This window comes from Dietzia kunjamensis, from assembly GCF_045689975.1.
Lineage (GTDB): Bacteria > Actinomycetota > Actinomycetes > Mycobacteriales > Mycobacteriaceae > Dietzia > Dietzia kunjamensis.
Window position 1 is genome coordinate 1,737,667 of record NZ_CP143297.1, and the last position, 21,026, is coordinate 1,758,692.

Here is a 21,026-nt window from a genome sequence, read left to right on the forward strand (position 1 = left end):
AAGGAGTCCCCGGTGCACATGACACGGCCCACCGTGATCGACGACGACCCCGCCGCCCTCGAGGCCTTGTGGGCGGCGCTGGACCCCGAACCGGGTCTGCCCGTGCCGTGCATCCGCGCGGTGATGATCTCCTCCGTCGACGGCACGACCACCGTGGACGGCCGCAGCGGCGGGCTGGGGACCCCGACGGACCGGCTAATCTACGACGCCATGCGGGCCCGGGCCGACCTGATCCTGGTGGGCTCGGGCACCGTTCTGGCCGAGGGGTACGGCCCCGCCCGGACCGCCGCCGTGTGGGCGGACAGACGACCCGGTCCCCCGCCCGTCGTCCTGGTGTTCACCCGCGCGCTGGGCGACGCGCTCATCGAGCACTGCGCCGACGCCGGCGACGGACTGCAGGTGGTCGCCGCCCACGGAGTGCCCGGCGACCGACTCGAGGCCGCCCGGGAGCGGGGTGTCACGGTGCACGTGCTCGATCCGGGTCCACTGCGCACCTCCGTCCGTTCCCTCGCCACACACTTCGGGGCCTCCGAGGTGACGTTCGAGGGCGGTCCGCAGCTGCTCGGGACCTTGTTGCGCGAGGGCGCGATCGACGAACTCGTCCTGTCGGTCGCCCCCGAGATCATCGTCGGCGGCGACGACTCGCGACTGGCCGTCGGAACCGACGCCACCCGGGTTCCGCTGCGCGTCGCCGCGGCCTTCACGTGCCCCCGCGGCGGGCTCTACACCCGCTGGGTCGTCACCGGGGCCGACGGGTGAGGAACCGTCGAGCGGGAACACGCGCGGTCACGCGGCACCGGCACGTACGGGCACTCGGCGTGGGGCTGGCGGCCCTGGCGGTGACGATCGCCGGGTGTGCGCCCCTGCCCGCGACGGGGCCGCGCCTGGCGACCGGCGACGGCCCCCGGGGATCCTCCGGCGGTGGCGAGGCGGCCGAGACCGCCGACCGACCCGACTGGCTCGCGCCGCGCAGCGACCTCACCTGGGTCCCGTGTCCCGACGGCCGGACCGGCGGGATACCGGAGGGCGCCGCCGTGGAGTGTTCCCTCCTCGGGGAGACCCCCGTCCTGCGGCTCACCGCGACGGGGACACCCGACGACGCGGCGCCCCTCGTCGTCGTCGCCGGTCCCGAGACACCGGCCGACACCCTCGCCTCCCGACTCGCCTCGTCCGGCCCCGAACTCATTGACACCCGACCGCTGGTCGTCGTGGACCACCGCGGACGGACCGGCCCGGCCGGTACGTGCCTGACCTTCCCGGCCCGCCGCACCCTCGACGGGCTCGCGGATCGAGGCACCGACCCCGGTTCGCCCGCGCTGCGCGGCGACCTCGCCGACACCTCACAGTCCTGCACGGACCAGCTCCAGGGCCGCGAACTGGACTTCGGCTCCGCCGGCGCCGCCGAGGACCTCGAACGCCTACGCCAGCAGTGGGACGTGCCCGGGCTCGCCGTGATGGGGATCGGGACCGGGGCCCGCACCGCCCTCGCCTACGCCGGCGCACACCCGGGTCGCCTCTCCCTGCTCGTGCTCGACTCCCCCGCCCCCGCCGACGGGGACCAGGAGGCCGCGGCCCGCGCCGCCCTCGACGGCTCCGACGCGGCGCTGCGCCTGTGGGCCGCCTCGTGCACCCGGACCGAGTGCGGACCCGGCGACGCCGACGAGAAGGTCGAGGCCGTGACCCGCGCGCTCGACCGCGCCCGCGAACCCGGCGTGGCGGTCCCGGCGGCGTTGCTGTCCGACGTGGTCCGGTCGGCGTTGGCGGACCTGTCCGGCGCCTCCGCTGCCGACGCCTCCCCAGGCGACGTCATCCTCGGCGACCTCGCGGCCGCCGCCCCCGAGGACACCCCGGGCAGCGTCCGTGACCGCGCCGCCGAACTGGCCGGGACGTCGCTGCCGTACGTGGCCGGATGCTCCGACCTGTCGCGCCGCGTCCCGGTCAACCGTGTCGAGGAACTGCGGGCCGAATGGGAGCAGACCCCGCCGTTCGGGGAGATCATCGCCGCGCAGCTCTCCGCCTGCTCCACCTGGCCCGTGCCCGGGCAGTCTCCGGTCTCCGTTCCCGCCGAGACGCCGGTACTCCTGGTCGGAGGGATCGCCGACCCCCGGGCCGGTGCCGCCGCACTCGAACCCACCGCCGCCGCCCTCGGCGCCGCCGGGGCCACCGACGTGCGGATCGTCACCTGGGGCGCCCCGGGCTCACAGGTGATCCTGCACTCCGGATGCGCCCGGGGCGCGGTCGTCGATTTCCTCGACGACCCGGATGCCGCTGAGCAGTCCACGGCCTGCCCGTCCTGACCGGCCGGGGTGCCTCACCGGGACGCGGGAGGCCAGGCGGTACCCTGCGAGTCGTGCCGCTGCCCACCCGAAGCACGTCGACCGTGCCCCGCGTCCTCACCCACGTGTTGTGGCCGCTGGCGATCATGACCGTCATCCACCGCGTCCTGATCAAGGCCGTCAACGGATCCATCACGAACGACTTCGGCACCGTCTACGCCGCCACCAGGCGTTTCCTGGCAGGTGAGCCGGTGTACGTCGAGAACCTGCTGACGGTGCAACCGCACTATCTCTACGCCCCCAGCGGGACGTTCGTCCTCGCCCCGTTCGGCCTGATCGACAGCTACACGCTGGCGCGCTGGCTGTTCATCGGAATCAACACCGCCGCGATCATCGCGGCGCTGTGGCTGCTCATGCGGCTGTTCGACCTCGACGTCCGCTCGTTCGCCGCCCCCGCCATCCTGCTGGCGGCGTTCTGCACCGAGGCGGTCACCAACACGCTGGTCTTCACCAACGTCAACGGCGTGATCTTCCTGTGCCAGGTGGCGTTCCTCTACCTGCTGCACCGACGGCGCCTCTGGTGGGCCGGCGTGGCCATCGGCCTGTCCCTGGCCGTCAAACCGATGCTCGCTCCGCTGCTCGTGCTGCCTCTCATCCGCAAGCAGTGGCAGCCGTTCGTCACCGCGGCCGCGATCCCCGCCGTCACCATGGCCGCGGGGTGGGCCCTCACCGTCGACGCCCGCAGTTACCTCGACACCACACTCACCTACATGGGCGAGGTCCGCGACTACTACAACAGCTCGATCGCCGGGATGGGCCTGTACTACGGCGTACCCGAGCCGGTCATCCTGGTGGCCCGCATCCTGGTGGTGGTGGCCACCCTCGTCGCCGTGTGGCTGCTGATGGACTACCGCCACAACCACGAGGTGCTGTGGTTGGCCACCACCTCCGGGGTCGTGCTCGCCGGTGTGTTCCTCGTCTCCACCCTCGGCCAGATGTACTACTCGATGATGCTCATCCCGATCATGCTCACGGTGGTGCTGGACAAGTCGTTGGTCCGCAACTGGCCGGCGTGGCTCGCCGCGTACGGGTTCTTCACCCTCGACTTCTGGGAGTCGGCGCGCTGGCCCTACTACGGGCGGCTACTCGAGTTCGCGCACCCGACCCTGGGATGGTTGCTGCTGCTGGCCACGGTGCTCGTGGTGCTGCTGTGGCGCCGCAGTGACCCCCGCCGACACGAGCGGATCGCACCGGCCGCCGCGTCGGCGTAGCCTGCGGGCATGAGCGAGCCCACCGATACCCACACCCCCCAGCCGGACTTCACGCTGGACGACACCGAGTGGCGTCGTCGACTCAGCCCGGAGGAGTACCAGGTCCTGCGGCAGGCCGGCACCGAGCGTCCCTTCACCGGTGAGTACAACGACACCAAGACCGAGGGCGTGTACCGCTGCCGCGGATGCGGTGCCGAACTGTTCCGCAGCGACGCCAAGTTCGAATCCAACTGCGGGTGGCCCTCGTTCTTCACGCCGCTGGCCGGCGGCGCCGTCATCGAGCGCACGGATTCCTCGCTCGGCATGACGCGCACCGAGGTGATCTGCGCGAACTGCCACGGTCACCTGGGGCACGTGTTCGCCGGGGAGGGCTACGGCACCCCCACCGACCTGCGGTACTGCATCAACTCCCTGAGCATGACGCTGGAGCCGGCCGAGAGCTGAACTCGACCGGCCGCATCCGGCCCACAGAGACGAGAGGGCCGACCGGGACTGCTCCCGGTCGGCCCTCTCTCGCGTCAGGTCGAGCCGTCGGCGCGCGGTGAACCTCAGGGCATCGATGCCGCCAGCTGCCCGGCGGTGACGCGCGGTCCGGTGAAGAACGGGATCTCCTCGCGCACGTGGCGGCGGGCCTCGGTCGCCCGCATCTCGCGCATCAGGTCGACGATCCGGTCGAGCTGCGGGGCCTCGAAGGCGAGGATCCACTCGTAGTCCCCCAGCGTGAAGGACGGCACGGTGTTGGCGCGGACGTCCGGGTACTCGCGGGCGGCGCGGCCGTGCTGGGCGAGGATCTGGCGCCGCTCCTCGTCGGGGAGCAGGTACCACTCGTAGGAGCGCACGAACGGGTACACCGAGACGTACGCCCCCGGCTCCTCCTCGGCGAGGAACGCCGGAATGTGGCTCTTGTTGAACTCCGCGGGGCGGTGCAGCGCGGTGTTGGACCAGTAGGCGGTGCTGGCCCGGCCCAGGAGGGTGGTGCGCCGGAACTCGTTGTAGAACCGCTGTAGGTCCTCGATGTGCTCGGAGTGGGTCCAGATCATGAAGTCGGCCTCGGCGCGCAGGCCCGAGATGTCGTAGAGACCCCGGACCACCACGTCGGTGCCGTCGTAGCGGCCGAGGAACTCCTCCAGGTCCGCGGCGACCGCGTCCCGGTCCTCCCCGAGCTGCCCCGGCGTCACCGTGAAGACGGAGAACATCAGGTAGCGCAGGGTCGAGTTGAGTTTCTTGTAGTCAAGGCGTGCCATGGCTCAATCCTGCCACCCCGAGGCGAGTCGCCGGGCCGCGGCCCGCGCCGAGCCGATACAGGCGGGCACCCCCACGCCCTCGGTCGCGCCGCCGACGAGCTCCACGCCGGGCAGCCGCTCGGCCAGTTCGGCGCGCACCGCCGAGATCCGCGCGTCGTGTCCGGGGCCGATCTCCGCGAGGGCGTCGGACCAGCGGCGCACCCGCGAGTGCAGGACCGTCGGCGCGGAGCCGCACAGTCCCCCCAGCGCGGATTCGGCCATGCGGGTGAGGGTCGCGTCGTCGGCGGCGAGCACCTCGTCGTCGTCGATCCTCCCGAACGACACCCTGACCAGGTGCCCGGGCCGGGTGTCGAGGTGCGGCCACTTGCGGCTGGTGAAGGTCATCGCCTTGAACGGCACCGGTTCGTCGGTCGCCACCAGGACCCCCGAACGCTCCGGGAGATCCAGGGACCGGTCGACCTCCAACGCGACGACGGCCGAGGACGCCGTCCGGATCCCGGACAGGCCCCGGGTCGCGGCGTCGAGACCCCCGGCGCCCTCGAGGAGCGGGGCGGCGTGGGGAACGGGGACGGCGACGACGACGAGGTCCGCCTCCTCGGACCACGACCCGCGGTCGCCGGCGACCGCCAACGAGTAGCCCGAACCGTCCCGGTGGAGAGCGGTGCAGGTGGCGTGTGTACGGATCACGGCACCGGAGGCCCGGACGAGGGCGTCCACGAGGAGCCGGTAACCCCCGTCGAGGGTGGCGAACACCGGGCCCGGCACGCGGTGCGCGACGAGCTCCCGGGCGGCGGCCGTGAGGCTGGGAGCGCCCCGGTCCAACGCCTGCGCCAGCCCCGGGATCACCTGCCGCAGCCCGAGCCCGGTACTGGGCGCGGCGTACACGCCCCCGAGCATGGGGTCGACGAGCCGGGCGACGACCGCGTGCCCGAACCGCTCGGAGACCAACGAGCCGAGCGAGACGTCACCGCCGGGCTCCCAGTCCAGCGGCAGGTCGGCCTCGCGCGCGGCCGCAGCGCGCTCCCGCGGGCTCAGCACGTCCGCCAACGCCCCGACGTCGGACGGCAGACCCATCAACGTGCCGACGGGCATGGGCACCATCCGACCCCCGGTGAGGATCGCCGGTCCGAGCGGCCCGGGATGACGCAGCGACCCGGTCAGGCCGAGTTCGGCGACGAGGTCGCTCGCCTCGGGTCGGCGGCCGATGAAGGCCTCGGCGCCGAGCTCCATCGGACCGGACGGGAAGTCGACGGTGTGGAGTGCCCCGCCCGGCCGGTCCGAGGCCTCGAGGACGGTGATGTGGGCGTCCGGCAGCTCGCGCGAGAGCTGATAGGCGGCCGTCAGCCCGCTGAGCCCGCCTCCCACCACGGCGACGCGAGGGCCCACCGTCACTTCCCGGTCAGCTCGTGGACGAGCTCCACCACGTGGGTCACCGCACCCGGGTCGGTGGTGGGCAGGACACCGTGGCCGAGGTTGAACACGTGGCCGCGTGCGCCGAGGTCGCGGGCCCGCTGGCCCTCGTCGAGGATGCGGCGGACCTCGCCGTCCAGCGCCGACCGGTCCGCGAAGAGCATCGCGGGGTCGAGATTGCCCTGCAGGACCTTGCCCGGCGCCCGCCCGGCCGCGTCGTCCAGGGGGATGCGCCAGTCCACGCCGACGACCTCCGGGCCGGCCTCGCCCATCGCCCCGAGCAGCTCGCCGGTGCCCACGCCGAAGTGCGTGCGCGGAACCGTCTTGATGATCTCGTCGGCGAAGATGCGGGTCGAGTGCGGGAGTACCAGCGACCGGTAGTCCCGCAGGCTGAGCGCGCCCGCCCACGAATCGAAGAGCTGGACGGCGTCCACTCCGGCAGCGATCTGCGCGCGCAGGAACACCGTGGTCAGGTCCGCCAGCTTGGCCATGAGCGCGTTCCACACGTCGGGGCGCGAGTACATCAGTGACTTGGTGTGCTCATGGTTGCGGCTGGGACCGCCCTCGATGAGGTAGGAGGCCAGGGTGAAGGGGGCGCCGGCGAAGCCGATGAGCGCCACCTGCGGGTCGAGTTCGGCCACGACCAGCCGCACGGCCTCCCCGATCTTCTCGAGGCGGTCCGGGGTGAGCTCGGGCAGCGCGGCGACACCGGCCTCGTCCCGGATCGGCTCCGCCACCACGGGCCCGGTCCCGGGCACGATGTCGATGTCCACCCCGGCGGCGGCCAACGGGATGACGATGTCGGAGAAGAAGATCGCGGCGTCCACCCCGTGGCGACGGACCGGCTGCAGGGTGATCTCACACGTCATCGCCGGGTCGAAACAGGCCTCCAACATGGTGGACCCGGCGCGGACCTCCTTGTACTCCGGGAGCGAGCGGCCCGCCTGGCGCATGAACCACACCGGCGTGTGGGCGCCGCCGACTCCGGTCACCTCGTCGAGGTACGGGCCGGTCCCGGCGCGGCGGCCGGCGACGGCATCCGTGGCGGGGTCGGCGGGACGGGAGGTCGAGGACGCATCAGAGTTCAACACACCCCCCATCGTCCCATGACGCCGCCGCCGCGGCCGGTCAGCCCACCCGGGCAGGCGACGGCGCGCCTCCCCGGGGCACGCCGGGGCGGTCGCTAGCGTGACGACCCGTGAGTACATCGGTCAATGACGGCGAGCCCGAGGTCTTCCGGGAGGCGGTCGAGTCGCTGTCGCGACTCGAGGTCCGCCCCGAGATCTCGGTCGGCCCGATCCGCCCGCCGCAGCGACTGGCGCCCTACAGTCACGCGCTCGGTGTCGAGATCATCCCGCCCTCCGGCGACGACGTCCCGGAATTCTCCGACGGCGACGCCTTCGGCCGTCTCATCCTCCTGCACGACCCCTCCGGGGACGACGCGTGGAACGGCACCCTCCGACTCGTGGCCTACATCCAGGCCGACATGGAGGCCTCGCTGGCAGGTGACCCGCTCCTGCCCCAGGTGGCGTGGAGCTGGCTCACCGAGGCCCTCGGCGAGCAGGCCGGGCCGTACACCTCGCTCGGTGGCACCGTCACCAGCACCGCCTCCGTCCGGTACGGCGACATCGCCGGTCCTCCCCAGTCCCACCAGCTCGAGCTGCGCGCGTCCTGGACCGCCCTCGAGCCCGACCTGACCGGCCACGCGTCCGCCTTCTGCACGACGCTGGCCCTGGCCGCCGGCCTCCCACCCGTCGGCGTGACCTCCCTGCACCGGCGGTCGTGAGCGGGCGCCGCCGCGGCGAGACCCCGCCCGGGGCAGAGCCACCCCCGGCCGAGTACGAGTTCGTCGACGACCTCCCCGCCATCGAGGCGGTCGCCGACGCCCTGCGATCCTCGCCCGGCCCCGTCGCGGTCGACGTCGAACGCGCCTCGGGGATCCGGTACGCGGACCGGGCCTTCCTCCTGCAGCTCCGCGCCCCGACCGGCCCCGCCCTGCTCGTGGACCCGGAGACCCCGGGTCGGACCATCGGCTCCCTCGCCCACGTCCTGTCGACCCGGCCCCTGCTGCTCCACGCCGCGAGTCAGGACCTCCCGTCGCTGCGTGAGCTGGGGGTCTCGCCGACCTCGCTCGTCGACACCGAGCTGGCCGGACGCTTCCTCGGCACCGAACGGGTCAACCTCGGGGCGATGATCTCCGAGCACCTCGGGATCGGCCTGGCCAAGGCGCACTCCGCGGCCGACTGGTCCCGTCGCCCGTTGCCCCCGGCGTGGTTGGACTATGCAGCCTATGACGTGCTGTTCCTGCACGAACTCGCGGACGAGGTCCTCCCGCGGCTCGACGAGCTCGGCCGCCGCGAATGGTTCGAGGCGGAGTGTCGGTACCTGGTGGAGTCCGGCCCGGCACCTGCCGCGCCGGACCCCTGGCGTCGACTGTCCCGGCTGTCGAGCCTGCGCGACGGCCGGCAACTGGCGCGCGCCAGGGAGTTGTGGATGGCCCGGGACCGGGTCGCGGCCGAGCGGGACATCGCCCCCAAGCGGCTCCTCGGTGACGCGGCGATCGTGGAGGCCGCCAGGGTGGGGCCGACGAACAGAACCGCACTGCTGGCGATCGAGGGGTTCGATGGACCTCACCGCCGACGGCTCGTCGGGGAATGGCTCGCCGCCCTCGAGTGGGCCGACGGGCTGGGGCGGGCCGACCTGCCCTCCCGGCAGGGGCCGCCCGCCGAGCACCCGCCGCACGCGTCGTGGAAGCGAAACGAGCCCGAGGCCGCGGAGTTGCTCGAGATCGCCCGCGAACGGATCGGTGCACTCGCCGACGACCTGGGTCTGGAGCCCGGGCTCCTGCTCAAACCCTCGACGCTGAGACTGTGGGTGTGGCGCGCGGCGACGACCCGGTCCGGGGACGACGCGGAACTGCTCCACGACGTCCTGCTCACCGAGAGCGCCCGTGCCTGGCAGATCGAACTGGCCACCGACCCCCTGCTCGAGGCGGTGCGGAGTTTCCGCGCGGATTCCTGAGTCCGGGCCACCGGCACCGGCCGGCGCGGCCCCTGTCACGCGTGGGTACGGGCCCGCGTGTGCACGCGTCCGGCGATCCGGCCCGGGTCAGCCCAGGCGGGTCCGGATGCTGTCCGAGATCCCCTCGGGGGTCAGTCCGGCGTCGGCCAGGATCTCCCCGCGGGAGCCGTGGTCGAGGAACTCCTGCGGGATGCCCAGCGCGATCCGATCGACCCGCACCGCAGCGGTGTCCAGGCAGGCCGACACCGCCGAGCCGACGCCGCCGTGCAGACCGTTGTCCTCCACCGTGACCACGAGACGGCGTCCACGGGCGGCGTCCACGATCGACGCGGGCACCGGGTAGACCCATCGGGGGTCCACGACGTCGACGGAGATGCCCTCGTTCCCGAGGGCGCGGGCGGCGGCGATGGCCGGCGCGACCATCGACCCCACCGCCACCACGAGGACCTCGGCGTCACCGGATCCGTGCACGCGGTCGACCCCGTCCTCGGACGTGGCGAGGGCGGGCAGGGCATCACCGACCGACCCCTTCGGGAACCGGACGACGGTCGGACCGTCGTCGACGGCCACCGCCTCGCGCAGTTCCTGCCGGAGGGTGGTCGCGTCCCGGGGAGCGGCCACGCGCACCCCGGGGATGATTCCGGTGAGCGACAGGTCCCACATCCCGTTGTGGCTCGCACCGTCAGGGCCGGTGACGCCGGACCGGTCCAGGACCATGGTGACCGGCTGTCGGAGTAGTGCGACATCCATGAGCAGCTGGTCGAACGCCCGGTTGAGGAAGGTCGAATAGACCGCGACGACGGGGTGCAGCCCACCGAGCGCGAGCCCCGCCGCCGAGGCCACGGCGTGCTGCTCGGCGATTCCCACGTCGTACATCCGTTCCGGGAACCGCTCCCCGAACGCGGCCAGACCGGTCGGCCCGGCCATCGCGGCCGTGATGGCCACGACGTCATCGCGTTCGGCACCGATCTCACACAGTTCCTCGGAGAAGACCGAGGTCCAGTCCACGGCGGAGGAGGTCGCCAGCGGTTTGCCGGTCTCGGGATCGATGATCCCGGTGGCGTGCATCTGGTCCGCCTCGTTGTTCTCGGCGTGGACGTAGCCCATCCCCTTGCGGGTGACGACGTGGACCACCACCGGGCCGCCGAAGTCCTTCGCGAGGCGCAGGGCCGCCTCCGTGGCGGCGAGGTTGTGTCCGTCGACCGGCCCCATGTACTTGAGCCCGAGGTCCGCGAACAGCTCCTGCGGCGAGACGACGTCCTTGACTCCCGTCTTGATGCCGTGGAGGACCGAGTACACGGCCTTCCCGACGACGTCCTTCCGGCCGGTGAGCGCGTTCTTCGTTCGGTCCATCGCCTTCTCGTACGCGGGCTGGAGCCGCAGCGCGCCGAGGCGCTCGGCGAGCCCTCCGATGGTCGGCGAGTACGAGCGGCCGTTGTCGTTGACGACGATGACCATCGGGCGGTCCTTGGCGGCGGCGATGTTGTTGAGCGCCTCCCAGGCCATGCCGCCGGTCATCGCACCGTCACCGATCACGGTGACGACGGTCCGATCGGACTCCCCGCGCAACGAGAACGCCTTGGCCAGCCCGTCCGCGTACGACAGGGACGCCGTGGCGTGCGAGGACTCCACCACGTCGTGCTCGCTCTCCGCGCGACACGGGTAACCGGACAACCCCCCGCGGGTGCGGAGCCCGTCGAACTGATCGCGACGACCGGTGAGGATCTTGTGGACGTAGGACTGGTGTCCGGTGTCGAAGATGACGGGGTCGCGGGGTGAGTCGAAGACACGGTGCAACGCCACGGACAGTTCGACGACGCCGAGATTCGGGCCGAGGTGCCCGCCCGTCGCGGCGACCTTACGGATGAGGAATTCACGGATCTCCCCGCACAGCGCGGCCAACTCCCCGGGACCGAGCCGCCGCAGATCGGATGGGCCGTCAACCTGTTCGAGCACGCTCATTGCTGTCGACTGCCCCTTTCGTGACCGACACCCTGCTGGGTCGAATGGTCAGTGTACGGGCTGGCGCCGCGCGACCTCGCCCACGGGCGGACGTGTGGGCCCCTACCTGCGGTGCCGGATCAGGAGCGTCCCGGCGAGTCCAGTACGGCGATCCCCTCGACGTGATGGGTGCCCGGGAAGGCCGCCACCCCGTGGAGGTCGGTGAGCGTCCACCCGGCGGCCACGAGGACGCCGATGTCCCGCGCCAGACTCGCCGGATCGCAGCCCACGTGCACGATCCGGGACGCACCTGTCGCCGCGAGCCGCCGCATGACCGGGATCCCCGCTCCGCCGCGCGGGGGATCGAGGATGATGACCTCCGGATCGGGGTGGTCCGCCGGCCGGTCGTCGCGGTCCTCGAGGAACGTCTCGACCCGGGAACGCAGGGTCCTCACTCCTCCGCCGGCGGGGTCCCCGGGCGGGCCGCCGAGGGTGTCCGTGGCCGCGTGCAGCGACGCCGTGGCGGATTCGACGACTGTCACGCGGGCGCCCGGGATCGCGTCCCGAACCCCGGCGGCGAACAGCCCGGCGCCTCCGTAGAGGTCCCAGATCTCTGGGATGTCGGTCAGGTAGGGGGTGCGCGTCACCGCGGTGCGTACCTCGTGGCTGTAGTGGCTCGCGGCGGAGCGGTGCGCCTGCCAGAACGCGTCGGGAGGCAGCCGCCACTCGTGGCCGCCCACCCGTCTCACGACGGTCGGTCCCCCGGCGACGATCTCCCAACCGGCCGCCCGCGAATGACGTGCCCTGGCGCGGGTCGCCGAGGACCGGCGGGATCGGCCGCTCCGGCCCCGCGGCGTGTCACCGACGGCCGGGCGGTGGGCGATGTGCACCATTCCGTCGTCACCGAGCACTCCGAGCACCTCGCGGCCCGGGCCGAGCGTGGTGGCGGAGACCGCATCACGCAGCCGCGGGTCGGGCTGGATGCAGGGCTCGGTCACCAGTTCACGGGAGCGCGCCCTCCGGACCCCCGGCACACCATCGGGGCCGGTGACCCAGCGGGCGACGGTACGCCAGCCGGACGTCGCGGGATCCGCGGCGGGAACCTCGACCGGGACCGCGTCGTCCCGATATGCGATCCGGCCGATCCGGTACACCTGCTCGGCCAGGATCCTGCCGGCGAAACCGCGGGCGGCATCGGACGCGATGTGGCTCCAGTCGCAACAGCCGGCGCCGGCGGCCGCCGCCGGGCACGTCGGGACCACCCGGTCCGGGGATTCCTCGACCACCGCCTGGACCGTCCCTCGACAGAACGCGCGCCCGGGGTCGTCGTCGATGAGGACGTCGACCAGTTCGCCGGTGATCCCGCCGCGGCAGAACACCACCCGGCCCTCGTGGCGCGCGACGAACTCGCCGCCGTGCGCCGGTCCCTCCATGCGCAGGCGCACCACACGGCCCGTCCAGCCGGTCGCTCGGTCCTGGGTCATCTTTCCTCCGGTCCACGCCAGCGTCCGACGATGGGTTCGTCGCGGGCCTGCTCCGCGCGGCCGTCCGAGGACGACAACTGCCACGGGACGCTGGTCACCATGACACCTCGCTCGTAGAGCAGGCGGGTCTTGAGGCGCAGCGCGCTCTGGTTGTGCAGTATCTGCTCCCACCAGTGGCCCACCACGTACTCGGGGATGTACACGGTCACCACGTCCCGCGGCGCCTGATCGCGGAGGCGCTTCACGTAGTCCACCACGGGACGGTTGATCTCACGGTACGGGGACTCGACCACCTTGAGCGGAACCGAGATGCCGCGTCGATCCCATTCCCTCACGAGGGCACGGGTCTCGGCGGTATCGATGTTCACCGTCAACGCCTCGATCGAGTCCGGGCGTGCCGCCCGCGCGTAGGCCAGTGCCCGCAGGGTGGGCAGGTGCAGTTTGGACACCAAGACCACACAGTGTGTCCGGCTCGGCAGGACGACCTCCCACGAGGAGTCGTCGAGTTCGCGGGCGACCGCGACGTAGTGCCGGTGGATAAGTCGCATGATCCCGAACGCTCCGAGCATCGCCAGGACCGCGATGTAGGCCCCGGAGAGGAACTTGGTCGCCATGACGATCACCAGGACGCCGGCGGTGACGAGGAACCCGACGGCGTTGATCGCCCGGGACCTGTGGATCCGCCGACGCACGGACGGGACCCGCTCGTGGTCCAGGCGCCGGGTCCAGTGTCGGACCATGCCGAGCTGGCCGAGGGTGAAGGCGACGAACACGCCCACGATGTAGAGCTGGATGAGGAGCGACACCTGGGCGTCGAACGCCACGACCAACACGACTGCCGCGATCGCGAGGACGACGATCCCGTTGGAGAACGCCAACCTGTCCCCGCGGGTGGCGAGCTGTCGGGGCAGATACTTGTCGCGCGCGAGGACCGAGGCCAGCACCGGGAACCCGTTGAACGCCGTGTTGGCGGCGAGTGCCAGGATCAGCGCGGTGATGATGATGACGGCGTAGAAGGCGAGCGGCAACCCCTCGAAGACCGGTCGCGCCAACTGGGCGATCATCGTCTTCTGCCGGTACCCCTCCGGAGCGCCGATCAACTGTGCCGCCGGTTGCTCGGCGATCCGGACCCCGAGCCGACCGGCCAGGGCGATAAGCCCCAGGAGGAACGAGACCGCGAGAACCCCGAGGACGGCCAGCGTCACGGCGGCGTTGCGGGCCCGCGGCTTCCGGAAGGCCGGGACACCGTTGTGGATGGCTTCGATACCGGTCAGGGCGGCACATCCGGATGCGAAGGACTTGGCGACGACGAAGGCGAGCGCGAGTCCGGCCAACTCCGCCCCGTCCACGGGCACCATCTCGAATCCCGCGGATTCGGCCCGGAGGTCGCGGCCCAGGATCTCCACCTGGAACAGCCCCCAGACGATGAGTGCTGTCATGGACGCGAGGAACGCGTAGACGGGCACGGCGAACATCGCGCCGGTCTCACGGAGCCCACGCAGGTTGAGCGCCGCCAGGAGGATGATCGCCAGGACGGCGAACGGAATCTCCCTGGATTGGACGAAGGGGATCGCCGATCCGATGGTCGCGGCGGCGGCCGAAATCGACACGGCCACCGTGAGGACATAGTCGAACAGCAGGGCCGCACCGACCGCCAGGCCCGCACTCGGACCCAGATTGACGGTGGCGACCTCGTAGTCGCCCCCTCCCGACGGGTAGGCGCGGACGTTCTGCCGGTAACAGGCGATGACGACCACCAGGACCGCCGCCACCGCCAGTCCCACCCACGGGGTGAACGTGAGTGCCGAGACCCCGGCGATGGAGAGCACGAGGAAGATCTCCTGCGGGGCGTAGGCCACCGAGGACAGCGCATCGGACGCGAACACCGGCAACGCGATCCGTTTGCGGAGGCTGGTGGCACCGATCGTGTCGCTGCGGGAGGGGCGCCCCACGAGGAGACGCTTGGTTCCCATGGAGACCTTCGAGATCCTGGACACCGACATATCGTAGGGCCCGCGAGCCCCGCCGGGCAGTATCCGTGGGTGTGAGTAGCGTGTCCGTCACTGGCTCACGTGTGTGGGCCGTGAGGAGTGGACTCGTCATGAGGGTCGTCGTCATGGGCTGTGGTCGTGTGGGGGCCGCGTTGTCCGTCGAGCTCGACGCAGCCGGCCACCAGGTCGTGGTGATCGACCGCGACCCGGCTGCGTTCGCCAGGTTGTCGGCGGAGTTCTCGGGAGGCACGGTGACGGGCCAGGGCTTCGACAAGACTGTGCTCACCGAGGCCGGGCTCGAGGGGGCCGACGCATTCGCCGCCGTGTCCTCCGGGGACAACTCGAACATCATCGCCGCGCGGGTGGCCCGGGAGACCTTCGGTGTCGAGCGGGTGATAGCGCGCATCTACGACGCGGGCCGGGCCGAGGTCTACGAACGACTGGGGATCCCGACCATCGCCACGGTTCCGTGGGCCACCGGTCGACTGGTCCGCTACATCACCGCCGGGTCGGGTCCCGTCGAGTGGCGCGACCAGACGGACTCCGTGTCCCTCGTCGCCGTCGACCCACCGGCGGCGTGGGTCGGGCTCCCGGTCGACCGGCTCGCCGCTGCGGTCGGAGGACGTGCCGCGGCCGTCACCCGCTTCGGCGAGAGCCGCCTCCCGGACGCTCGCACGCTCGTCCAGGCCGACGATGTCCTCCATATCATCGTGCCCTCGCAGACGGTCGCGGACCTGGACGACCTGATGCTGGAAGGACCCTCGGATGTCTGAGAACTCCGTCCCCGACTACGCCGACGGGTCGGGACTGCTCGCCGCCGCCCCGGCCCGGACCGTGTACTCCGCGACCATGAGGGTGGTGGTGGCCGGGGCCGGGGTCGTCGGACGGTCGATCGCACGCGAACTCGTGGCCGGTGGCCATTCCGTCACGCTGATCGACAAGCGCTCCACCGTGTTCTCGGCCGACCCCGTCGACGGGGCGGATCAACAGGTCGGCGACGCCTGCGAGCTCAGCGTCCTCGAACGGTTGGACCTGCAGGCGGCGGACGTGGTGGTGGCCGCCACGGGTGATGACAAGGCCAACCTGGTGGTGAGCCTGTTGGCCAAGACAGAATTCGCCGTCTCCCGGATCGTCGCCCGCGTCAACGATCCCCGCAACGAGTGGCTCTACGACGAGCGCTGGGGCGTCGACGTGGCGGTGTCGACGCCCCGGCTGATCGTCTCGGTCGTCGAGGAGGCGGTCTCCGTCGGGGACGTGGTCCGCCTGATGACCCTGCGCCGCGGAGGGGCGAACCTCGTGAGCGTGACGCTGCCGGACCAGACCCCGTTGGCGGGGCGGACGGTGTCCCGCGTTCGGTTTCCCCGGGACGCCGCACTCGTCGCGATCCTGCGCGGCGGGCGGGTGATCGTCCCCGAACCCGACGTTCCGTTCGAGCCCGGCGACGAACTGCTCGTGGTGGCGCCGGAGGAGGTCGAGGCCGGTATCAGCGAGGTCGTCCTGGGCGGGTGACCGTCACCGCGATCTCCCGGCCGTAGTCCCATCCCGGGGCCAGGGGCAGGTCGTCACCGCTCCAGAAACGGCCCGGGTCGTACCAACTCGCCTCACCCGCGGGCAGGAGTACACCCATCGCCTCCAGGGTGACCCCCACGACCTCCGCGCAGTACGCCGCCTCCATACGCATCGCCGCACCGGCATCGGATCCCGAGCGGACGCTGCGACCCCTGGCGTCCCGCCGTGTCCCACGTGCCGCCCACCGTCCCCGTGCCCACCTCGCGGTGAGACGTCCCGCGGAGGGGAAGGACACCCCGTTCAACCGGGCGATCGACTCCAGTAGCGCGTCCTCGTGTTCCCCACCCACCTCCGGGGAGATCTGGCGGAACCACGCTCGTTGGCCGTACGGTCCGGCCCACTGCCGCACAGCCGACTCGAGGTCATGCAGCTGCACCCCGCGCTGGTGGCGACCCGTCCACACGTCCGGCAGCGCCCGTCCCATCTCGGCGTGCCACAGCAGCGGCGGCATGTCGTCCAGGACCACCGCGACGCCCACGTGGTTGACGGGCGCGTTCGTGAGGGTCTGGATCAACCGGTCCGCCGTGCTCCGGCCACGGAAGAGCCAGAGGTCCCCGGTGCGGGTGCGGTGCGCCGCGGCGGCCAGGGGGACGGTGTCGACGCTCATACCGCGATCCTGCCAGGCCGCCCGTGCGTACCCGCCTAGTCTCGGCCGTATGGCTCCCAGGGGACGACAGTGGCTCAAGGTGATCGGCGCGGCGGGTGCGGCGGGGGTGGCCGCCACGGGGATCCTGGCGGCCCGTTCCGAGCGGCGTCGGCGGTCCTACGAGCCCGATGAGGTGCGGGAGCGGCTGCACGAGCGCTACGCGAGGATCCAGAGTCGGCGGGACGGCGTCGTCGACTAGGGACCGCGCCGGTCGGAGCCCGGGGATGCGAGTCGATATCCTTGCGGAACCATGCCGTCGTCCTCCTCAGCCACCCCCGATCTCCGCCGGGCCCGAAACGAACTCTTCGCCCGTCTCGACGATGTCGGCACCCTCGACGCCCATCGTCTCCGGTCCCGGGTCCGGCGCGCCCGGGTGGACCAACTGGATGACCTCGGACGGAGGATCGACGAGGCGGCCGAGCGCGTGCGGCGCCGATCAGAGTCGATCCCCACCCCCCGCTACCCGGAACAGCTCCCGGTCAGCGCACGCAAGGACGAGATCGCCGAGGCGATCCGGGACAACCAGGTGGTGGTGATCGCCGGCGAGACGGGGTCGGGCAAGACCACCCAGATCCCCAAGATCTGCCTGGAACTCGGGCGCGGGGTCAAGGGCATGATCGGCCACACCCAGCCGAGGAGGTTGGCCGCCCGCTCCGTCGCCGAGCGGATCGCGGACGAGCTCGGGGTGGAGATCGGTGGCCCGGTCGGGTCCGCCGTCCGCTTCGACGACCGCACCAGCCCCGAGACCGCGGTCAAGCTCATGACCGACGGTGTGCTGCTCGCCGAGATCCGGCGTGACCGGCTGCTGCGGGCCTACGACACGATCATCATCGACGAGGCCCACGAACGCAGTCTCAACATCGACTTCCTGCTGGGTTATCTCAAGCAGATCCTGCCCCGTCGCCCGGACCTCAAACTCGTCATCACCTCCGCCACGATCGACCCGGACCGTTTCGCCCGTCACTTCGCCGGCGCGGAGGGGCGCCCGGCCCCGGTCATCGAGGTCTCGGGGCGCACTTATCCCGTGGAGGTCCGGTACCGGCCCCTTCAGGTCGTACACGCCGATCGCGTGGTCGACCTGGATCCCCTCGACGCGCTCGCCGACGCCGTTGCGGAGCTCCTACGCGAGGACGATGGTGACGTACTCGTGTTCCTCTCCGGTGAGCGTGAGATCCGCGACGCCGAGGAGGTGCTGCGGGGCCGGAAGTTCCCGGGCACCGAGATCTTCCCGCTGTTCGCCCGCCTCACGGCAGCAGAACAGCAGCGCGCGTTCCGGGCCCATTCCACCCGGCGGGTGGTCCTGTCGACCAATATCGCCGAGACCTCGGTGACCGTGCCCGGCATCCGCTACGTCGTGGACACCGGCCTGGCGAGGATCTCCCGCTACTCCACCCGGACCAAGGTGCAGCGACTGCCCATCGAACCGGTGTCCCAGGCCTCCGCCGCGCAGCGCGCGGGACGCTGCGGCCGCGTCGCCGACGGGATATGTATCCGCCTCTACTCCGAGGAGGACTTCGACTCGCGACCGGAGTTCACCGACCCGGAGATCCTGCGCACGAACCTCGCCTCGGTGATCCTGTCGATGGCGGATCTGGACCTGGGCCCCGTCGACGACTTCCCGTTCGTGGAACCCCCGGACCGCAAGGCCGTCCGGGACGGGCTCACCCTGCTCTCCGAACTCGGGGCGGTCAGGGTCGACGACGACGAGCGCCCTCACCTGACCGAGGTGGGCCGTGACATGGCGGCACTCCCCCTCGATCCCCGACTCGCCCGGATGGTGGTCGAGGGCCACCGCAACGGTTCGCTGTCGGACGTGCTGGTGGTGGTCGCCGCCCTGACGGTGCAGGACGTCCGCGAGCGTCCCGCGGAGGAGCGGGACAAGGCAGACCTGCTGCACCGCCGCTTCGCGGACAAGACCTCCGACTTCCTCGGATATCTCAATCTGTGGAGGTACATCACCGAGCAGCGCCGTGAGCTGTCCGGCAGCGCCTTCCGCAAGATGTGCAAGGCGGAGTATCTCCACTGGCTACGCATCCGAGAGTGGCAGGACCTCAACTCCCAGCTGCGGAGCATGTGCCGTGAACGAGGGTGGCATCCCGCGTCCGGACACGCAGCGGAGGACGACCTCCACAAGGCGGTCCTGACCGGTCTGCTCACCAATGTCGGTATGCGGGACGAGGAGACCCGCGAGTTCCGGGGCACTCGCGGCATCCGGTTCCAGGTGTTCCCCGGGTCGGACCTGTCCAGGAAGCCTCCCCGCTGGGTGATGGCATCCGAGCTCGTCGAGACGTCCCGGTTGTGGGCGCGTGATGTCGCACGGATCGATCCGGGGTGGATCGAACAACTCGGGGGTCACCTCACCCGCACCCAGTACTCCGAACCGCACTGGTCGGACGCCCAGGGTGCGGCGATGGCGTATGAGAAGGTCCTGCTGCTGGGATTGACCGTGGTGGAGGCGCGGCGGATCCTGCTCTCCAGGGTCGACGCCCCGCTCGCCCGCGAGATGCTCGTCCGCCACGGAATCGTGGAAGGACGCCTAGATACCCGGGTCTCGGTCATCCGCGAGAACGCCGAGGCCGTGGAGCAGGCCCGTGAACTGGAGACGCGGAGCCGCCGTCGGGATCTGGTGATCGACGACGAGGCATTGGTGGCCTTCTATCTCGACCGCTTGCCCGAGGACATCACCTCCGGCCGGCATCTGGAGTCCTGGTGGAAGAAGCGTGGTCATCGCGACCAGGAGTCCCTCCGTCTCACCCCCGAGGACATACGCACCTCCGAGGCGGTGCCCGATGCCGCCGATTTCCCGCCTTTCTGGCGTCAGGGAGATCGGAATTTCGAACTGCGGTACGCGTTCGATCCGGGCGTCACCACCGACGGGATCACGGTGCGCATCCCGCTGCCGCAGCTGTCCTCGGTCACCACCGCCGGATTCGAATGGCTGGTGCCGGGGCTGCGGGAGGAGCTCTATACGGAAATGCTCCGCACGCTGCCCAAGTATCTGCGTCGACTGTGTTCTCCGCCCGCGGAGTTCGCGTCGCTGTTGGCGGGAGACGTCTCGCCCCGGTCCGCCCCGTTGTCCGTCGCGCTCGCGCGGGCGCTGTCTGCTCGGATCGGTACCTCGGTCGACCCGCGTGACTTCGATCAGAACCAGCTACCGGGCCATCTCCGGATGCGTTTCGAGGTGGTCGACGGGGACGAGGTCGTGGCCGCCGGAACGGATCTCGCGCAGTTGAGGACCCGGTTGGTCGACAGGGTACGGGCGACCCTCAACGCCCGTCTGGTACCCGACAGGGGGCCCTACCGGGAGTGGACATCCGATACCATCGGCGACCTCCCGCAGTCGGTCACCGGCTCGGTGGACGGGGTCGAGGTGACCGTCTACCCCGCCCTGCGTGTCGGTGGGGACGGAATCCACCTCGTGGCGTGCGCCACGGAGGACGAGCGTCGATCCACTCAGGCGTCGGCGGTGCTCACGCTGGTCTCGGCAGGCCTGGTCTCCGCGGCGTCGATTCTGCGCGGCCGTCCGGTCCAGCAGCGACTCGCGCTCACCCAGTACCCCCACGGCGGGATGGAATCCCTGGTGTCGGATGCCTCGCTCGCCGCGAGTGGGCGGATCATCGCCCGGCGAAAGGGCGCACCGGTTCTCACGGTCGCGGAGTTCCACGAACTCCAGGTCACTGCGCGGGCGGAGGTCCCCGGTGCGGTGGCGTCCGCGATCTCGTCGGCGGTTCCCGCGCTGATGTCCGCCCAGTCCGTGTCGGGCCGTCTGGCGGGGGCGCCGGCAGATGTCGCCGACGAGGTCCGTCCTTCACTGGACTTCCTCGTCGGGCGCGGATTCCTCGCGCGCCATCCCTCGGATGTGCTTCCACATCTGGAGCGACATGTGCGGGCGGTCGGCCTCCGGTTGGACCTCGCCGAGAAGTCACCCGCCCGGCACGGCGAACTCACGGCGAAGCTGAACCGCTCCGAGTCGATCGTCGAGGAGGCGTGCGCCGCGCTGCGACAGCGGCCGGGTGGCGCACGGGCGTGCCGGGACCTGCGGTGGATGCTCGCCGAGTACCGGGTGGGACTGTTCGCGCAGTCGCTGGGTACCGCCCGGCCGGTATCGGCAGAGCGGATCGACAAGGCGGTGGCGGCTGCGCTCGCCCCGCGGTCGTCCCGATGATGCCGCGT

The 21,026-nt window shown here is 71.4% G+C and carries 17 protein-coding genes; 10 read left to right on the forward strand and 7 right to left on the reverse strand.

The features are described from left to right. Positions 1-18: 18 nt before the first annotated feature. Genes VZF99_RS08060 through msrB form a run of 4 tightly spaced genes read left to right on the forward strand, consistent with a single transcriptional unit; the run spans position 19 to position 3,991 of the window. On the forward strand, positions 19-759 hold the full coding sequence (locus VZF99_RS08060) for a dihydrofolate reductase family protein (RefSeq protein ID WP_407336059.1): 741 nt from the start codon (positions 19-21) through the stop codon (positions 757-759). Beyond that, the gene (locus VZF99_RS08065) at positions 756-2,297 is read left to right on the forward strand and encodes an alpha/beta hydrolase (RefSeq protein WP_407336060.1); all 1,542 of its coding nucleotides are present in this window, start codon (positions 756-758) and stop codon (positions 2,295-2,297) included. The genes VZF99_RS08060 and VZF99_RS08065 overlap by 4 nt, the downstream gene beginning before the upstream one ends. Before the next feature lie 53 nt (positions 2,298-2,350). Then, entirely contained in the window at positions 2,351-3,547 is a 1,197-nt protein-coding gene (locus tag VZF99_RS08070; protein ID WP_244200726.1) for a glycosyltransferase family 87 protein, read from the forward strand. Positions 3,548-3,556: 9 nt separating this feature from the next. Beyond that, a complete protein-coding gene (gene msrB, locus VZF99_RS08075; protein ID WP_069389058.1) occupies positions 3,557-3,991 on the forward strand; it encodes a peptide-methionine (R)-S-oxide reductase MsrB in 435 nt (144 codons plus the stop codon). Positions 3,992-4,095: 104 nt separating this feature from the next. Here the strand turns inward: msrB and hemQ are convergent, their stop codons facing one another. From hemQ to hemE, 3 genes are read right to left on the reverse strand one after another with little or no spacing between them, the layout of a single operon-like run. Further along, positions 4,096-4,791: a hydrogen peroxide-dependent heme synthase gene (hemQ, locus tag VZF99_RS08080; protein WP_120283398.1), complete on the reverse strand. Its 696-nt coding sequence runs from the start codon at positions 4,789-4,791 to the stop codon at positions 4,096-4,098. A 3-nt stretch (positions 4,792-4,794) separates the two neighbouring features. After that, the gene (gene hemG / locus VZF99_RS08085; protein ID WP_407334485.1) at positions 4,795-6,177 is read right to left on the reverse strand and encodes a protoporphyrinogen oxidase; all 1,383 of its coding nucleotides are present in this window, start codon (positions 6,175-6,177) and stop codon (positions 4,795-4,797) included. Between the two features lie 2 nt (positions 6,178-6,179). Beyond that, entirely contained in the window at positions 6,180-7,301 is a 1,122-nt protein-coding gene (gene hemE / locus VZF99_RS08090; protein ID WP_407334486.1) for a uroporphyrinogen decarboxylase, read from the reverse strand. A 98-nt stretch (positions 7,302-7,399) separates the two neighbouring features. Here hemE and VZF99_RS08095 point away from each other — a divergent pair, with 98 nt between their 5' ends. Next, positions 7,400-7,987 carry a DUF3000 domain-containing protein gene (locus VZF99_RS08095; RefSeq protein WP_067717809.1) on the forward strand — a complete coding sequence of 196 codons (588 nt, stop codon included), beginning with the start codon at positions 7,400-7,402 and terminating at the stop codon, positions 7,985-7,987. Beyond that, positions 7,984-9,222, forward strand: coding sequence for an HRDC domain-containing protein (locus VZF99_RS08100; protein ID WP_407334487.1), 1,239 nt, complete (start codon positions 7,984-7,986; stop codon positions 9,220-9,222). The genes VZF99_RS08095 and VZF99_RS08100 overlap by 4 nt, the downstream gene beginning before the upstream one ends. 87 nt (positions 9,223-9,309) lie before the next feature. On the opposite strand, the gene dxs is transcribed toward VZF99_RS08100, so the two are convergent. From dxs to VZF99_RS08115, 3 genes are all read right to left on the reverse strand, one after another. Continuing rightward, complete coding sequence (dxs, locus tag VZF99_RS08105; protein WP_407334488.1) at positions 9,310-11,184, reverse strand: 1-deoxy-D-xylulose-5-phosphate synthase; 1,875 nt, start codon at positions 11,182-11,184, stop codon at positions 9,310-9,312. A gap of 119 nt (positions 11,185-11,303) precedes the next feature. Next, positions 11,304-12,647 (reverse strand): class I SAM-dependent RNA methyltransferase, encoded by a 1,344-nt coding sequence (locus VZF99_RS08110; RefSeq protein WP_253003670.1) that lies wholly within the window; start codon positions 12,645-12,647, stop codon positions 11,304-11,306. Beyond that, entirely contained in the window at positions 12,644-14,650 is a 2,007-nt protein-coding gene (locus VZF99_RS08115) for an APC family permease (RefSeq protein WP_241260930.1), read from the reverse strand. Before VZF99_RS08115 ends, VZF99_RS08110 begins: the two co-directional genes overlap by 4 nt. A gap of 98 nt (positions 14,651-14,748) precedes the next feature. Between VZF99_RS08115 and VZF99_RS08120 the strand changes: the two genes are divergently transcribed. Together VZF99_RS08120 and VZF99_RS08125 are read left to right on the forward strand one after the other, a co-directional pair. After that, complete coding sequence (locus VZF99_RS08120) at positions 14,749-15,411, forward strand: TrkA family potassium uptake protein (RefSeq protein ID WP_163375842.1); 663 nt, start codon at positions 14,749-14,751, stop codon at positions 15,409-15,411. A gap of 76 nt (positions 15,412-15,487) precedes the next feature. Continuing rightward, the gene (locus VZF99_RS08125) at positions 15,488-16,147 is read left to right on the forward strand and encodes a potassium channel family protein (protein ID WP_407336099.1); all 660 of its coding nucleotides are present in this window, start codon (positions 15,488-15,490) and stop codon (positions 16,145-16,147) included. On the opposite strand, the gene VZF99_RS08130 is transcribed toward VZF99_RS08125, so the two are convergent. Further along, on the reverse strand, positions 16,122-16,814 hold the full coding sequence (locus tag VZF99_RS08130) for a hypothetical protein (protein ID WP_407334489.1): 693 nt from the start codon (positions 16,812-16,814) through the stop codon (positions 16,122-16,124). The two genes, VZF99_RS08125 and VZF99_RS08130, sit on opposite strands and share 26 nt — an antisense overlap. Before the next feature lie 49 nt (positions 16,815-16,863). Here VZF99_RS08130 and VZF99_RS08135 point away from each other — a divergent pair, with 49 nt between their 5' ends. Both VZF99_RS08135 and hrpA read left to right on the forward strand, forming a co-directional pair. Continuing rightward, positions 16,864-17,052 (forward strand): hypothetical protein, encoded by a 189-nt coding sequence (locus VZF99_RS08135; protein ID WP_067717794.1) that lies wholly within the window; start codon positions 16,864-16,866, stop codon positions 17,050-17,052. A gap of 51 nt (positions 17,053-17,103) precedes the next feature. Further along, positions 17,104-21,018 carry an ATP-dependent RNA helicase HrpA gene (gene hrpA, locus VZF99_RS08140; protein ID WP_407334490.1) on the forward strand — a complete coding sequence of 1,305 codons (3,915 nt, stop codon included), beginning with the start codon at positions 17,104-17,106 and terminating at the stop codon, positions 21,016-21,018. Positions 21,019-21,026: the final 8 nt, after the last annotated feature.